Here is a 12,908-nt window from a genome sequence, read left to right as displayed (position 1 = left end):
AAATTTCTGATACAAAATTAGTTTTGAGACAGGCCTTGAGATTATAAAAAATCAAACGGGAACTTTCAAAAATCAATCAATTTGAAGTTTGATGCTCTGTTTTAAATTTTTCATAGAACCAGAACAATCCAAGAAGATAAAATGAGTGCAACAGCTGGGATTCAATAGCAGACCAGTTTTCAATGGAACAGCTTCCGAAAATCAGAATACTCATTAAAGCTAAGCTTACATATAAAGTATACTTTGTTTTAAAATTAATCAACAATAAAATCCCCAGAATGGCTTCTGCAATGGGCAAAATATAGCTGAACGGAACAATCAGTACTGAGGGAATTGCTGATTTTTCCATGGTTGTCAACATCCATTCGCTGAAGGTCTGAAGCTTGGGAAGGCGAACCAAGCCGTGCCCAAACAGCGACACCGCAACCGGAAGCCGTAAAAAGAAAAATGCAGTTTTGAAATCTTTCATAGTTTAATATTTTTGGATGGGAGAGGGATGTTAGAAGTTTGATGACATTTTCACATCTTAATTTATCCTATCTTAAACTTTTAATTTGGTTCTTTATTACTTTTTACTTAAATACTGAATAATCCCAATTACATCATCTTTTCCAAAACCGTCGTCATGAGCCGACTGATAGGTTTCAATTAAAGTTTTTGACAATGGGAAATTGGCACCCGCATCTTTTGCCAGCAAAATATCTTTCAGCATTAAGTCTAAAGCAAAAGCAGGATCGTAATTTTCATCGGTCAGCAAAGGCGTTTTTACTTTGGTTGCACCGCTTCCGCTCGCGCTCTCATTGATGATTTCAAGCATATCTTTTCTGCTGATCCCTAATTTATCTGATAACAGAATAGTTTCCGCTAATCCCTGATAAATCGTTGAAAGGAAATAATTTACCGACAGTTTTGCAGCAATTCCTTTTCCGTTTTCACCTAAATGTTTAATCTGCTTTCCAAGCTTTTGCAGATAAGGTTCAGCACGCTGAAGATCTTTTTCATCGCCGCCAGCCATGATGATCAAAGTCCCTTCCGCAGCAGGTTTTGTACTTCCGGCAACCGGCGCATCGAGAAATCCGGCTTCTTTAATTTTAACAGCACTGGAAATGTCATTCGTTGCTTCAGGTGAAATTGTGCTCATATCGATGAATAATTTTCCTGAAATATTTTGGGTCAGCACTTCTTCATAAACCGCTTTTACAGCTGCATCATTCGTCAGCATGGTGAAGATAACATCACTGTTTTTCACAACATCAGAAACGGTATTTCGAACAATGGATCTTTCTTTAAAATCTTCCGCTTTTTCCGCTGTCCGGTTAAAAACAGAAAGCTGGAATCCTGCTTTTTCAAGATTTTTCGCCATCGGATGTCCCATGTTTCCCAATCCGATAAATCCTATTTTTTCTTCGTTCACTTTATTTTTATTTAAATTAAACAGTTTATTTAAAATCTGTCATAAATTTATTAATAACTTTTCAGTTTCTTCATAAATTCCATGATGGCAGGTCTTAATTCTTCAAATAAAGGATGCTTTTTATTTTTAAGCATGACTTCGGTGAAAAGTTTTAAACCTAAAGCAAATTCGTGCGCAGTTTGTTCATTGTCAAAAACTTTCTTTGATGTAATGACTTCAAAAATCTGGAATAAGTTGTCATGATTATCAAAATCAAAGTTCAACTCTTTTGTGCCTTCAGAACCGTCTTTTAACGATAATTCTCTGAGCTCTAAATGATAGGTGTTGTTTCTTTTTTCCATTGTTATAAGAGTGAAAGGTCAATTGTGAATTTTGCTTCGCAAGGAATTTTAAAATTGACCATTGACAAGCGAAGCGAATTCACAATTGACCGTTATTATTTAAAATTGATTAACCCAATCGTTTATTGTGATTAATTCTTCTTTGCTTACATTAATATCAATCGCTTTTGCATTCTGAACCGCCTGTTCTGCATTTCTTGCCCCAGCCAGAGCAATCGTAATTCCCGGTCTTTCGATCGTCCAGCGAAGAACCAACTGTCCCAAACTTGCGTTATGTTTCTCTGCAATAGGTTTAATTTTATCCAGAAGCTGATTCGTTTTTTCAATAAAATCAGGCTGAAAATGTTTATGACCAGCACGATGATCGCCTTCCTGGAATTTATAATCAGATGTAATTTTCCCTGTCAGCAAACCTCTTTCCAAAGGACTGTAAGCTAAAATTGATTTATTATTTTCGATACAGTAAGGAACTGTCTCTTGCTCAATTCCGCGGTTTACCATGCTGAACGGAATTTGATTGGATACTAAGCTTAATGTTTTTTCTGCTTCCGCCATTTGCTGCGCACTGTAATTGCAAACTCCGGCAAAACGGACTTTTCCTTGTTCGATCAGCCTTGACACGGCTTCAAAAGTTTCATCAATCGGAGTTGTAGAATCCGGCCAGTGAATTTGATAAAGGTCGATATAATCTGTTCCCAGGCGTTTCAAACTTTGTTCGCATTCGTAGATAATGCTGTCTTTTCCGGCAAATTTGTATACATCAATTGCATTTCCGCTGTTATCTTTGCTGTGCATGGCAAAATCGCCTTTTGCCAGATCCCAACGCATTCCAAATTTCGTCAGGATCTGAACTTTATCCCGTGAAATTCCTTTAATTGCTTCACCCACAATCTCTTCGCTCGTTCCTTGTCCGTAAATCGGTGCCGTATCAATCGATGTTACACCAACGTCGTAAGATGCTTTTATTGCTTCAATCGCATCGTTTCGGTCTGTGCTTCCCCACATCCAACCTCCTGCAGCCCAAGCTCCAAAGGTAATTGCTGAAACTTCTAAATCGCTGTTTCCTAATTTTCTGTATTGCATAAATTTTATTTTATTTTTATTGTGAATTGTGAATAGTCAATTTTTTGTCTTTATTCTTCTAATTGCAGGAAAAAAGCAAAAGACTGCCCAACCAAGCTCTGGATATTTTTTTAAGATTTTCATATTTAAATTTTTTAAGATTTAATTTAAAAGAGAGAATTGTAGATTTAAATAAATATCTCAAGACTTATACAAATTTTGTTAAAAAAAATCATTTTAAGGTTGTAAAAATCGCTTAACAAATTGTAATTTTAAAAGATGAAACGAAAACAGTTTGAGCCTTTAGAAATTGATACTTTTGAAGCTTTGGAGTATCCTTTTCCAAAACACAGCCATACGTATTATGAATTGGTTTACATTTTCAAAGGTTCTGGAAATCATCATATCAATAAAATTATCATTCCTTATAAAACGGGAGATTTATTCCTGATTTCTCCTGATGATGAGCATTTTTTTGACATCAGAAAGTCAACCAGATTTTGTTTCATTAAATTTAATGACGGTTATTTTGAAAGCAATAAACATCTTGTTCCCGACAATCTGATCACTGCTTCGCCAAACGATATTATGAGGAATACTCACCTGAAAGAAGAAAAATTAATATTTGATGAACCTTGTAAGACAATCCTTCAAAAAACAGTTGAAAATATTTTTGATTACAACCAATTTCATAAAATTTCAGATTCTCCGATTATATTTTTTCAGATTCTTTCGATTTTCGGGTTGATCCGGGAAGCTTCCGTAAAAATGAATCTCAAAATAAACAGCGGAATTCCTAAAAAAGAGGATTTGATAACATTTATCCATCAGAATATTTACAGTCCTGAGAAGATCAGAATTCAGAATATTTCTGAACATTTCAATATTTCTAAAACGTATTTCGGCTCTTATTTTAAAAGAAATTTTGAAGTTTCATACCGAAAATACATTACCGATTATAAGTTAAAACTTATTGAAAAAAGAATTCAGGCGGGACAGATGACGATGAAACAGATTGCTTTTGAGTTTGGTTTTACAGATGAAAGTCATTTAACCAATTATTTTAAAAAACAAATGAATATGAATCCTTCCGATTATAAATTTCAACAGATTTTATGATTAATCTCCTTGTCCGTAATTTTTTAAATCAATAAATCTTACGGAAATTTGCAAAAAATAAAGTAATGACGGTAATTGATATTGAAAGTTGGAACAGAAAAGAGCATTTTGAATTTTTCTCTAAGATGAAAAGTCCGTATTTCGGGTTTACAACAGAAGTGGATTGTACAAAAGCTTATAACGATGCAAAGGAAAACGGGTATTCTTTTTTTGCTTATTATCTTTATAAATCGATGGTTGCGATTAACACGGTGGACGAACTGAAGTTGAGAATGGTAGACGACCAGATTATTTTATTTGATGAAGTTCATGTCGGAAGCACGATTGGAAGGGAAGATGGAACATTCGGGTTTTCTTTTTTTCATTATTCTGAGGATTTTAAAACGTTTAACAAAAGATTGCAGGATCAGGTTCGTACTGTTCAAAATTCTACAGGCTTGGGAATCAGCAATGATGTTTTACCAATCAATCACATCAGGCATACGACAATTCCGTGGAATTCATTTACCACAATTTTACATCCTACTAATTTTGATCCGAAAGAATGTATTCCGAAAATTGCTTTCGGGAAATTCAGCATTAAAGCTGGAAAAAAAATGATGCCGGTTTCAATTGAAGCACACCATGGTTTGGCAGATGGACTTCATTTGGCGAAATATGTTGAAGAGTTTCAGAAACAATTAGATCTTTAGAGCAATTATTAAAATGTATTCTTCATGGTCTTCCGTAAAGAATATTTTTATAGTGTCTTAAATTTTTAATGGATTTTCATTTTTATTAAAATTTCTAATGAATGTTTGATTGTTGCAGTATGGCAAACATACTGGAATATTTGCATTGTATAAATAATAAAAGATTTCTCCTATCATCTCTTATTTGAAAATTCACATTTTTTAGGCTCAATTGATTGTAATCATAAAAAAAAAATCTAATATTCTTTAGTTTTGTTCTCAGATAATTGAAATATGTAGAATGCCTTATCTAAAAAGAAATTTGCTGTATTAAATGAGCTCACGTGGTATGTATGTGGTATTTCAATTCGGTAAAATTTTAATCATTTTTTCTTTCTTTGTCTTTGGGTAAAAATATATTTACATGTTTTGATAAATATTTTTAATCTGAAATCCAAAAACTAAGAAAAAACGTAAATAGAAAGATATTATCATAATGATAGCATATTAAATAGTCAAATAAATGCTTTGATAAATCTGAGTTTAAAACTCTGAGATCAAAGTGAAGTGCGAAGAGTGATTTTAATGCTGGAGCTTTATTATTGAGCAACAGAAATTAGTAGAGATGAGAAAAAAATTATGAAAAACGAAAAAACTGAATTTAATTTAGAAGATTTAAACCAAAAGATTTTTGTGCAGGACGAAATTTTAACTTTAGCGAAAGAGAATTCCCCTCGTCTGCTGAACAAATTCAGACTAGTTGAACCTGGTTTTTTTAGTAAACTGTCTGCTATTCAGCCTAATCTAAAAAATTCTGAACTTATTTTTTGTATTTATTTAAAGCTTAATTTAACAACTAAAGAAATTGCAACGTATACGTTTGTAACTCCTAAAGCTATTCAGAACCGAAAAAACCGACTCAGGAAAAAACTGAATATTGCATCTGAAGTTGATATTTATAAATGGTTTAATGATCTTTAAACCATTTTTTATTTAAAATTCTAAAACAGCCTTTTCAAGATCGTGGTACAACAGGATTTTCCAATGTTTTTCCAAGGCTTCCTTTTGCCATTTCAGCCTCAGCTCCATCGCTTTTCTGCCATCGAAATCACTTTTGTAAGCGAGATGGTATTTTAAATAAGATTCCTGCGGAAGATCATCGGCTCCGTAGAAAACGGTTTCATTATTTTCTCTGATCCAGAAAACCTGCATAAATGGAGTATGCCCGCCCACAACTTCAAACGAAATCTGATCTGTAATGAAGCCTTTGTCTTCATCCATCCAGACAATGTTATCAAGCTCAATCAGTTTTTCCAGAGTGTCAAAATCAAATGAATGATTTCCTTTATTCTCTAGAGCAAAATCCAGTTCACGTTTTTGAATGTGGATTTCCGCATTGGGAAAAGTCGCTTCAAAACCACTTCCTGTCCTGGTAATTGTTGTTTCAATGTGATCTTTATGAAGATGTGAGAGCAGTACTTTTGTAACCTGGTCGGGATGAATATTTTCCGCTTTCAGAATTTCGGAAATTACGTTTTCTCCATTTTCGTTTTTCCAGCCTATACCCGCATCGAGAAGAATAGTATCCTTTTCCGTAATAATTAAAAAAGGAGTTACGGACATTCTGATTCCTTTCGCTGTTTCAATATTTTCATGCGTTAAAAGTGTAAAATCTTTCGTTTTACTGGTAGAAAAGTTTCCTTCTTTTAATGGTATAATTTTCATATTGCAAAGTTCTTCATTATTTCCAATACTGAAAAACATTTTTTTAGATACAGATCATCGGTAAAACCGATAAAATCTTAATGAGCGCTTAAACTTAAAATAAGTATTTTTGTAATCAAATAAAAAATATGCAGTTGAATTCTACCAGCAGTATTTCGCGTACTGTCATTTGGTTGATGTCCGTTATTTCAGGGCTTGTTGTGGCAAATAATTATTATAACCAGCCTTTGCTGGGTCTTATTTCGAATGATCTGAAGGTTCCCGAAAGCGCCGCAAGTAAAATTTCCGTTCTTACACAGTTAGGTTATGCAGCCGGATTATTACTAATCGTTCCTTTAGGAGACAAGCTTTTTCGCAAAAAATTAATTTTAATAGATCTTCTTTTGGTTTTCGGTTCCTTGTTATGGATGACTTTCGCTCAGGAATTGTGGATGTTATACGTTGCGAGTTTACTGATCGGAATTACTTCTGTCATTCCCCAATTATTTATCCCGATTGCCGCTGAATTGTCATCCGATAAAGATAAATCATCCAATATCGGCACCGTGATGTCCGGATTATTACTGGGAATTTTATTGTCACGCTTCATAGGCGGGATCGTTGGTGAAGTCTGGGGCTGGAGAGCCATGTTCGGAATTGCGGCAGGAATGATGATTCTGGTGTGGATCGCGGTTTACAAAATGCTTCCTGAATTGCAGCCCAATTTCAAAGGAACGTACGGAGAATTGATGAAATCTGTTTTTCATTTGGCAAAAACCCAGCCGGTATTACGATTGGCTTCTTTTCGTGGAGCAATGGCTTTCGGATCGATGTGCGCTTTATTTACGACTTTAGTTTTTCACATGGAGAAACCGCCTTTTAATGCAGGATCTTCTGTTGTCGGAAGTTTCGGTCTGGCAGGAGCTGTCGGGGCTCTGGCCGCTGCGAAAGTCGGAAAACTTCAGCAATATTTAGATTTAAACAGAATTATTTTTTATGCTCTGCTTGTTGTTTTAGGAAGCTGGGCTTTTACATATTTTGCAGGAGAAACATATTGGGGTTTGATTGTGGGAGTAATTTTGGTCGATTTAGGGGTGCAATCCAGCCATATCATGAATCAGACCAATTATTTTTTAATTAAATCTAACGCAGTCAATAGGTTGAATACAGTCTATATGGTTTCTTATTTTATAGGCGGTTCGCTTGGAACATGGACTGCTTCAATGGCCTGGCAATATGCGCAGTGGAGTGGCGTTTGTTTTGTAGGAGCAACAATGGCTGTGCTGGCTCTGATTGCACATTTATTATTCAGTAACAGGATAAAATTAGATTAAAAATTATGAATTTGTTGAAAAACAAAATTTAACTTTAAACATAAATTAACTTAACATGAAAATAGAAATCTGGTCGGATGTAATGTGTCCGTTTTGCTATATAGGAAAAAATAATTTTGAACAGGCATTAGAAAAACTGCCATTTAAAGACCAAGTGGAAGTGGAATGGAAAAGTTTTCAGCTTGATCCAGCTTTAGATCCGAAAGAAACGAAAACAACTTTTGAGTATTTCAGAGAAAAGAAAGGCTTTCCTGAAGCTCAGGCTCAGCAGATGATTGGGCAGGTAAAGCAGATGGGAGCGGGTGCAGGAATTGATTTTAAGTTTGAAAAAGCTTTAATTACAAACACTTTTTCCGCTCATCAACTGTTGCATTTAGCAAAAAAATATAACAAGGCGAACGAAATGGAAGAAGCGCTTTTCATCGCTCATTTTATTGATGGAAAGAATGTTGGTGATCTTGAAACCCTACTTTCTATTGCCGGTTCTTTAGGTATTGATAAAGATGAAGCAAAGCAGGTTCTGATGTCTGAAGAATTCAGTTCCGATGTTAATCAGGATATTTTGGAAGCAAAAAATAATGGCATTACAGGAGTTCCTTTCTTTATTTTAAATGGAAAATATGCTGTTTCGGGAGCCCAACCTGTTGAACTTTTTGCGAGTGCACTTCAGCAAACGTATGATGAAACAGTTACTCCTTTGAAAAATCTTTCAGACAACAGAGCTTCATGTGATACAGATGGTTGTGAAATTTAATGTTAAAAAATAATGATTAAAATAAACGACGACCATCAATTTGACATCTCTGAAACTCTTTTTGTTTTTGCCCTGGATTCAGAGGCCGGAAAAGTTTTTAATGATAAAAACAAATTAATTACAGGCATCGGAAAAGTAAATGCAGCCATGGAATTAACGAAAGAAATTCATAGAAATAGACCGAAATTAATTGTCAATTTAGGCTCTGCAGGAAGCAAAAATTTTCATAAAGGGGAGGTAGTTTGCTGTACAAAATTCATCCAGCGAGATATGGATGTGAGAGGATTGGGATTCAGCTTGTACGAAACTCCGCTTTCAGGAATTCCGCCTGTTCTGGAATATGGTCTGCAAAAAGATGATCTTCCTGAAGGGATCTGCGGAAGCGGCGACAGCTTTGAAATGAATCATTCGGAAACAGCTTATACTATTGTTGATATGGAAGCTTATCCGTTGGCTTTGATTGCGATGAAAGAAAACATTCCGTTTCTTTGCCTGAAGTATATCTCGGATGATGCGGGAAGCGAAGCGGCAGACGATTGGACAGTTCAGGTTCATTTGGCTTCGGAAGCTTTTAATAAAATTTTATTTTCATAAATTTATAAAATGTCAGTCATAATCATAAAAAAAGCTTCTACAGAAGATTGGGAAGTCATCCAAAATTTAGGAAGAGAAACCTTTTACGAAACTTTTGCAAAACATAATTCAGAAGAACAAATACAGCAATATCTTGCCGAAAGTTTTGCTTCAGAAAAAGTAACTAATGAGTTGAAAAATCCTGATTCTCAATTTTTTATTGTTTATGAAGCCGAAGAACCAATTGGTTATCTGAAAGTAAATTCAGGAAAAGCACAAACCGAGCTTCAGGATGAAACTTCATTGGAAATTGAAAGAATTTACGTAAAAAGCTCTCATCAAGGGAAAAAAGTTGGACAATTATTATATGACAAAGCTTTGGAAATCGCTGAACAGGAAAAGAAAAAATATCTTTGGCTAGGCGTTTGGGAAGAAAATCTAAGGGCGGTTAATTTTTATAAAAAGAACGGTTTTATAGAATTTGACAAACATATTTTCCGGCTTGGAAACGATGAACAAACCGATCTTATGATGCAAAAAATTTTAGAATAAATCTTAAATTTCATAGATCTCCGCATCCGTAAAAACATAGAATCTTCCTTTTTTAGGGAGATTTTTTGTATCTAAACCTGTAAATTCACTGAAAGCTGGAAGCAATAATTGATTATCTGTGACCACAAAACAGGGCAGTTTAATATTTTTCACAGAAGAATTAATGATAAATCCAGGATGAATGTGCCCTGTAATCTGAAATTTTGGTTGTTTCTTTTCAAAATCATGCACAAACATGAAATCATCAATTTCGAGAATCTCGTCCCTGAAATTCAGGCATAATTTTGATTCCAGCTTTTTGGAAATTTTATCATGATTGCCTTCTATCAGATGAAATTCAAGATCTGAAAACTGGTTTTTCCATTCGCAGAATTTATCAACATCCGAATTATCTCCTGCATGAAGCAGATCGCCGACAACGATAAATTTTTCGGGCTGAAAATATTCAATCAAAACAGATAATCTTTGCAGATCATTTTCAAAGATTTGGTCAGAAAGCGCAATGCCGTTTTTGCGGAAATGAGCCGTTTTCCCGATATGCAGGTCGGATAAAATCAAAGCTTTTTCTTTTTTCCAGAATAAAGCCCGCTGATTGGTTAAGGTGAAAATTTCGTTCTGAATGGTTATATTTTTTGTTACTATTTTCATTTGGTATAAAAACTTTAGCATGGAATTGTCATTCTGACGAAGGAAGAATCTCATATTTAAAATAGATTCTTTACTACACTTCTGAACTACGTTCGTAGCCTTTCAGTCTATGTTCAGGATGACAATGCGCTTAAATTTACATTTGGCTTATTGACAATTAATTACTTCATTTTCCTTGCCTGCTGAATCAGCTTCTGGATTCTCGCATCCAATCCTTCACTGGAAAGCGTTTGTCTCAAACTGTCAACTTTGATAGGAAAACTTAATGGTGTAAAAGTATTGGCAAATTTCAGAATTATTTTTGATTTTTCGATTCGTTTAAAAGCTTCAACCAGCCTTTGTTCCTGCAATTGCGCATTGAAAACTTCTGTATAAGCTTGTCTTACAAGGAAATGATTAGGATCATAATCCTCAAGAACTTTAAAAATCAGACCCGCAGAACTTTGCAGAGATTTGTTGGAACGTTGTTTTCCTGCGTAATTCTGAATCACCATTCCGGAAATTACCGCAATATCACGGAATTTTCTTCGAGCCATTTCCGCAGAATTAATGCTTGAAATGACATCAGTCATGAGATTTTCCCGGGTTAAAATTTTATGCAGATTTTCTTCATTCAGCGGAATTTCTTTATCACTGAATAATTCAAAACCATAATCATTCATCGCCATCGAAAATGAGATCGGAGCCAGCTTTGAAATTCTGTAAGCAATAAGCGCCGACATCACTTCGTGAACCAATCTCCCTTCAAAAGGATACATGAATAAATGGTAACCTTCGCGGTTTTTGATGAGTTCTACCAAAAATTCATCGTCTTTCGGGATATGAGAACGTTCTTCCTGATTAATTAATAAAGGATGCAGGAATTTCAGTTCTTTTTCTGAAGCTTTCGGATTCAGCGCACCTGATAATTTCTGTCTTAAAAACTGACCTAAATTCGAGCTTAAAGGCAATCTTCCGCCGAGATAACTTGGCGCAAATGCCTTTCCTTTCGCAGCGCGTACGTAAACCGTCATATCTTTGATCATCGCAACTTCAAGCACTCTTCCCGCCAAAATAAATTTTTCGTCTTTTTTGAGTTTTGAAATAAAATATTCCTCCACCATTCCGATATAACCACCGGAAATAAATTTCACTTTCAGCATGGCATCACTTACAATGACTCCCATATTCATACGGTGAAGCATGGCAATTTTCCTCGAGGTAACCTTGTATAAACCATCTTCTGTCACCACAACTTTATGAAATTCTTCGTAGCTTTTTAAAACGCTTCCGCCAATGGTAAGAAAATCGAGAATGCTTTTCCATTCTTCGTCTGTCATTTCCTGAAATGCATACACTTTTTTAATTCTCTCATGCAGTTCATTGGGATAAAATCCGTCGCCAACCGCCAAAGTCATTAAAAACTGAACCAGAACATCGAAACACAAAACCTGTGGATCTCGCGGTTCGATCACTTTCTGTTTTACGGCTTCCTTTAAAGCGGCAACTTCGATTAATTCCAATGAATGGGTTGGAACACAATAGATTTTTGAAGTTTCAAAAGGGGAGTGGCCGCTTCTTCCGGCACGTTGCAAAAATCTGGCGACTCCTTTCGCAGAACCGACCTGAATGACCGTGTCAACAGGCTTAAAATCGATTCCTAAATCCAAAGACGAAGTAGAAACCACAGCTTTTAATTTTCCTGAACTCAAATTTTCTTCAATCCAGATCCGCAAATGAGCATCAATCGAACTGTGATGAATCGCAATTTGTCCCGCAAAATCAGGATAAGCATTCAACAACAACTGATACCACATCTCGCTCTGACTTCGCGTATTTGTAAAGACAATCGTCGATTTTGACTCTAAAATAATCGGAACAACTTTGTCAGCTAATTTTTGTCCAAGATGTCCAGCCCAGGGTAAAATTTCAACTTCATCAGGAAAAACGGGAAGAATATCGATCTTTTTCTGCTCTTTTGCCGTAATTTTTGTCTTTTTGATATCGTAAGGGATCAGAACCTCCATAGCTTCATCCAGATTTCCGATGGTTGCCGTAATTCCCCAGATTTTTATTTTCGGAACATATTTTGTCAGTTGGCAAATTCCCAGTTCTACCATTACACCGCGTTTTGAACCCAATAACTCATGCCATTCGTCCACAACAACCGTTTTCATTTCTTTAAAAAAACGTTCATTATTTTTCTGCCCGAGAAGCAAATGTAAACTTTCGGGAGTTACCACCAGAATTTCCGGCATATTTTTGACCTGCTGCTGGCGGACTTTTGGATCTGTATCGCCATTTCGTACACCCACTGTCCAATCCAGACCAATTTCATCAATCGCTTCCTGCATTGCTTTGGCAATATCTTTCGACAATGAACGGAGTGGTGTGATCCAGATCATTTTCAATCCTTTTTTATATTTCTCGGGATGATTCAAAAAATTCGTTAATAAAGCTAAAAAAACGGAAAATGTTTTTCCGAAACCTGTAGGCGCAACAACCATCCCGCTGTATCCGTTTTCAAATTTCTGCCATGTATCAATCTGAAATTTGAATGGGGAAATACCTTTATCAGCCATCCATTGCTGAATGACCTTGAATCCGTTGGTATTTTCGAATGTTGTCAAAATTATTTATTTTTTTGAACCACAAAAGTCACAAAAGATTTTAGTGGTTGCTTAAGTTATTCAAAAGTTCAAAAAAGTTGTATGTATAATCTTTATGGACTTTAATTTTAAATCAATAAGTCTTTGA

At 35.3% G+C, this 12,908-nt stretch carries 14 protein-coding genes; 7 read left to right on the top strand and 7 right to left on the bottom strand.

Features of this window, described 5'->3' with window-relative positions; all coding sequences use genetic code 11:
- Nucleotides 1–76 precede the first annotated feature (76 nt).
- From BUA89_RS15165 to BUA89_RS15150, 4 genes are all read right to left on the bottom strand, one after another.
- Nucleotides 77–469, bottom strand: coding sequence for a MauE/DoxX family redox-associated membrane protein (locus tag BUA89_RS15165; protein ID WP_072959835.1), 393 nt, complete (start codon nt 467–469; stop codon nt 77–79).
- Nucleotides 470–565: 96 nt separating this feature from the next.
- Nucleotides 566–1,414, bottom strand: a complete 849-nt coding sequence (locus BUA89_RS15160; protein WP_072959832.1) for an NAD(P)-dependent oxidoreductase — start codon at nt 1,412–1,414, stop codon at nt 566–568.
- A gap of 50 nt (nt 1,415–1,464) precedes the next feature.
- A complete protein-coding gene (locus tag BUA89_RS15155; protein WP_072959829.1) occupies nt 1,465–1,755 on the bottom strand; it encodes a DUF3861 domain-containing protein in 291 nt (96 codons plus the stop codon).
- A 99-nt stretch (nt 1,756–1,854) separates the two neighbouring features.
- Entirely contained in the window at nt 1,855–2,838 is a 984-nt protein-coding gene (locus tag BUA89_RS15150) for an aldo/keto reductase (RefSeq protein WP_072959826.1), read from the bottom strand.
- Between the two features lie 258 nt (nt 2,839–3,096).
- Between BUA89_RS15150 and BUA89_RS15145 the strand changes: the two genes are divergently transcribed.
- The 3 genes from BUA89_RS15145 to BUA89_RS15135 all read left to right on the top strand — a co-directional run bounded on the left by BUA89_RS15145 (nt 3,097) and on the right by BUA89_RS15135 (nt 5,588).
- A complete protein-coding gene (locus BUA89_RS15145) occupies nt 3,097–3,936 on the top strand; it encodes a helix-turn-helix domain-containing protein (RefSeq protein ID WP_072959823.1) in 840 nt (279 codons plus the stop codon).
- A 65-nt stretch (nt 3,937–4,001) separates the two neighbouring features.
- On the top strand, nt 4,002–4,628 hold the full coding sequence (locus BUA89_RS15140) for a chloramphenicol acetyltransferase (RefSeq protein WP_072959820.1): 627 nt from the start codon (nt 4,002–4,004) through the stop codon (nt 4,626–4,628).
- A 618-nt stretch (nt 4,629–5,246) separates the two neighbouring features.
- On the top strand, nt 5,247–5,588 hold the full coding sequence (locus BUA89_RS15135; RefSeq protein WP_072959816.1) for a helix-turn-helix transcriptional regulator: 342 nt from the start codon (nt 5,247–5,249) through the stop codon (nt 5,586–5,588).
- Nucleotides 5,589–5,600: 12 nt separating this feature from the next.
- On the opposite strand, the gene BUA89_RS15130 is transcribed toward BUA89_RS15135, so the two are convergent.
- A complete protein-coding gene (locus tag BUA89_RS15130) occupies nt 5,601–6,371 on the bottom strand; it encodes an MBL fold metallo-hydrolase (RefSeq protein ID WP_228420569.1) in 771 nt (256 codons plus the stop codon).
- Between the two features lie 89 nt (nt 6,372–6,460).
- Here BUA89_RS15130 and BUA89_RS15125 point away from each other — a divergent pair, with 89 nt between their 5' ends.
- The 4 genes from BUA89_RS15125 to BUA89_RS15110 are packed head-to-tail and all read left to right on the top strand — an operon-like array spanning nt 6,461 to nt 9,524.
- A complete protein-coding gene (locus BUA89_RS15125) occupies nt 6,461–7,645 on the top strand; it encodes an MFS transporter (protein WP_072959812.1) in 1,185 nt (394 codons plus the stop codon).
- A 55-nt stretch (nt 7,646–7,700) separates the two neighbouring features.
- Entirely contained in the window at nt 7,701–8,399 is a 699-nt protein-coding gene (locus BUA89_RS15120; RefSeq protein WP_072959807.1) for a DsbA family oxidoreductase, read from the top strand.
- A 12-nt stretch (nt 8,400–8,411) separates the two neighbouring features.
- Nucleotides 8,412–8,993, top strand: coding sequence for a 5'-methylthioadenosine/S-adenosylhomocysteine nucleosidase family protein (locus BUA89_RS15115; protein WP_072959804.1), 582 nt, complete (start codon nt 8,412–8,414; stop codon nt 8,991–8,993).
- Nucleotides 8,994–9,002: 9 nt separating this feature from the next.
- The gene (locus tag BUA89_RS15110; protein ID WP_072959801.1) at nt 9,003–9,524 is read left to right on the top strand and encodes a GNAT family N-acetyltransferase; all 522 of its coding nucleotides are present in this window, start codon (nt 9,003–9,005) and stop codon (nt 9,522–9,524) included.
- A gap of 3 nt (nt 9,525–9,527) precedes the next feature.
- Here BUA89_RS15110 and pdeM read toward each other — a convergent pair whose 3' ends face one another.
- A complete protein-coding gene (gene pdeM, locus BUA89_RS15105; protein WP_072959798.1) occupies nt 9,528–10,172 on the bottom strand; it encodes a ligase-associated DNA damage response endonuclease PdeM in 645 nt (214 codons plus the stop codon).
- A 161-nt stretch (nt 10,173–10,333) separates the two neighbouring features.
- A complete protein-coding gene (locus tag BUA89_RS15100; RefSeq protein WP_143152358.1) occupies nt 10,334–12,781 on the bottom strand; it encodes a ligase-associated DNA damage response DEXH box helicase in 2,448 nt (815 codons plus the stop codon).
- Between the last annotated feature and the right edge of the window lie 127 nt (nt 12,782–12,908).

It is taken from the genome of Chryseobacterium arachidis, from assembly GCF_900129245.1.
In the GTDB taxonomy this organism is placed as follows: Bacteria; Bacteroidota; Bacteroidia; order Flavobacteriales; family Weeksellaceae; genus Chryseobacterium; species Chryseobacterium arachidis.
This window is presented reverse-complemented; position numbering and strand designations above follow the sequence as displayed.

Bases quoted from the DNA above. Each gene is read 5' to 3' on its own strand.
- BUA89_RS15165 (WP_072959835.1), bottom strand. From the start codon at position 469: ATGAAAGATTTCAAAACTGCATTTTTCTTTTTACGGCTTCCGGTTGCG.
- BUA89_RS15155 (WP_072959829.1), bottom strand. From the start codon at position 1,755: ATGGAAAAAAGAAACAACACCTATCATTTAGAGCTCAGAGAATTATCG.
- BUA89_RS15150 (WP_072959826.1), bottom strand. From the start codon at position 2,838: ATGCAATACAGAAAATTAGGAAACAGCGATTTAGAAGTTTCAGCAATT.
- BUA89_RS15145 (WP_072959823.1), top strand. From the start codon at position 3,097: ATGAAACGAAAACAGTTTGAGCCTTTAGAAATTGATACTTTTGAAGCT.
- BUA89_RS15140 (WP_072959820.1), top strand. From the start codon at position 4,002: ATGACGGTAATTGATATTGAAAGTTGGAACAGAAAAGAGCATTTTGAA.
- BUA89_RS15135 (WP_072959816.1), top strand. From the start codon at position 5,247: ATGAAAAACGAAAAAACTGAATTTAATTTAGAAGATTTAAACCAAAAG.
- BUA89_RS15130 (WP_228420569.1), bottom strand. From the start codon at position 6,371: ATGTTTTTCAGTATTGGAAATAATGAAGAACTTTGCAATATGAAAATT.
- BUA89_RS15125 (WP_072959812.1), top strand. From the start codon at position 6,461: ATGCAGTTGAATTCTACCAGCAGTATTTCGCGTACTGTCATTTGGTTG.
- BUA89_RS15120 (WP_072959807.1), top strand. From the start codon at position 7,701: ATGAAAATAGAAATCTGGTCGGATGTAATGTGTCCGTTTTGCTATATA.
- BUA89_RS15115 (WP_072959804.1), top strand. From the start codon at position 8,412: ATGATTAAAATAAACGACGACCATCAATTTGACATCTCTGAAACTCTT.
- BUA89_RS15110 (WP_072959801.1), top strand. From the start codon at position 9,003: ATGTCAGTCATAATCATAAAAAAAGCTTCTACAGAAGATTGGGAAGTC.
- pdeM (WP_072959798.1), bottom strand. From the start codon at position 10,172: ATGAAAATAGTAACAAAAAATATAACCATTCAGAACGAAATTTTCACC.